Origin of the sequence: Saccharopolyspora sp. (assembly GCF_017434145.1) — a bacterium.
Lineage (GTDB): Bacteria > Actinomycetota > Actinomycetes > Mycobacteriales > Pseudonocardiaceae > Saccharopolyspora_C > Saccharopolyspora_C galaxeae.
On record NZ_JAFRFW010000383.1, the window covers coordinates 1 to 1,999 of the forward strand.

Sequence of the window (1,999 nt, forward strand, 5' to 3'; positions counted from 1 at the left end):
CAAGCGTCGATGCCCGCGCGGCGGCACAGCGCCACCGCCCGGCGCAGGTGGAACCGGGTGGTGACCACGGTGACCGCGCGCAGCCCGAACACCTCCGCGGCACCGCGGCACGAGCACCACGTGTCCACACCGGACTCGTCCAGCAGCACCGCCGTGCGCGGAACTCCCCGCGACACGAGGAAATCCCGCATGACCACCGGTTCGCTGTACCCGCGCGACTCCGGGCTCCCGCTGACCAGCAGCTGCTCGACCAGCCCGGACCGGTACAGGGCGAGCGCGACGTCCAGCCGCCCGGCCCATATCCGGCTGGGCCGCCCGTCCCGGCGCACCCCGGCGCCGAGCACCAGCGCCACCTCGGCGGGCGGCACGTCGGCGAACGTGCGGATCCGGCCCGCGCTGCGCGCTCGGACCCAGACCGAGGGCAGGCCCGCCAGCCCGAGCGAGCCCGCCACCAGTAACCACCATCGCCAGCGCACGCACCAAGTGTGCCGCGCCCGGCGCTGATCGAAGCGAGCGGACCGCCCGGCGATGGGGCGGCCCGCTCACCCGCCTTGCTTACTTGCTGTCTTTCTTTCTTCGTTGCTTCCGTGCTTACCGCTGATCACGCCTCGTTCAAGGCGGGCTTGCCGTCCTCGACGACGAAGCTCTTCGCCGTGGAGACCTCGGCGTCCTTCTTCGACACGTACGGCAGCACCCGGTAGTCCGCCCGCAGCTCGCCCGCGGTGAACTTGGTCCGCACGTAGCCGCGCCGGTTCTTGTGGAACTTCACGTGCGGGTTCTCCGCGAGCACGTCCTGCTTGCCGTCGTCGCTGCCGTCGCCACCGCTGGTGATCGAGGTCGTGACGAACTCGGTGGCCACCACAGGGGAATCGGTGTTCTCGTGCTCGGTCTGCACCTCCGCGGCCCAGTGCCGGTGCACGTCACCGGTGAGCACCACGCCGTTGCGGACCTTGCTCTCGCCGAGCGCGGTGGCGACCCGGTCCCTGTTGGCCACGTACGCCGCCCACGAGTCGGTGCTGAACTCGACCCCGTCGTCGACGTCGTTGTCCAGCCGGGAGAAGAACACCTGCTGGCCCAGCACGTCCCAGCGGGCCGAGGAGTTCGCGAACCCGTCCAGCAGCCACTGCTCCTGCTCCGAGCCGGTGATCGTGCGGTCCGGGTTCAACCTCTCCTTGCAGTCCACGTTGCCCTCGTCGCCGCACGGCTGGTCGTCCCGGTACTGCCGGGTGTCGAGCATGTGGAACGTGGTCAGGTCGCCCCACTGCAGCCGGCGGTAGAGCTGCATGTCGATGCCCTTGGGCTTGGCCGTGGAGCGCAGCGGCATGTTCTCGTAGTACGCCTGGAAGGCGGCCTTGCGGCGGTCCAGGAAGCCGGAGTCCGGTTTCTCCGGCGTCTCGTCCGCCCAGTTGTTCTCCGTCTCGTGGTCGTCCCACACCACGACCCACGGCGCGGTGGCGTGCGCGAGCTGCAGGTCCGGGTCGGTCTTGTACTGCGCGTGCCGCTGGCGGTAGTTCGCCAGCGTGCGCGTCTCCGGGCCGAGCACCTTGCGCACGTCGCCGTCCTCGGCGGCGTACTCGTACTGGTAGTCGCCGAGGTGCAGGATCAGCTGCGGCTCCTCCTCGGCCATCCGGCGGTAGGCGGTGAAGTAGCCCTCGCCGTAGTGCGCGCAGGAGGCGAAGCACATCGTCAGCTCACCCATCGTGCCCGGCGCGGGGGCGGTGCGGGTCAACGCGGCGGGCGAGACGCTGCCTTCGGCGCGGAACCGGTAGTAGTACTCCGCGCCGGGCCGCAGGCCCTCGAGTTCGACGTGCACGCTGTGCCCGAGTTCCGGGGCGGCCAGGGCTTCGCCGCGCTGCACGATGCGGCTGAAGTTCTCGTCCTCGGCGAGTTCCCACTGCACCGGCACGACGCGCTCGGGCATGCCGCCCTTGCCGTCGTCGGCGGTGGGGTCGGGCGCGAGCCGGGTCCAGAGCACGACGCCGTCGGCGACCGGGTCGCC

At 71.0% G+C, this 1,999-nt stretch carries 2 protein-coding genes; both read right to left on the reverse strand.

Annotated features, from left to right (window positions below):
- A partial coding sequence (locus tag IJH84_RS10420; RefSeq protein WP_295143288.1) for a YdcF family protein occupies positions 1–452 on the reverse strand: 452 nt, incomplete at its 3' end.
- 149 nt (positions 453–601) lie between these two features.
- Positions 602–1,999: alkaline phosphatase D family protein (locus IJH84_RS10425; RefSeq protein WP_295143292.1), on the reverse strand; the 1,398-nt coding region annotated here is incomplete at its 5' end.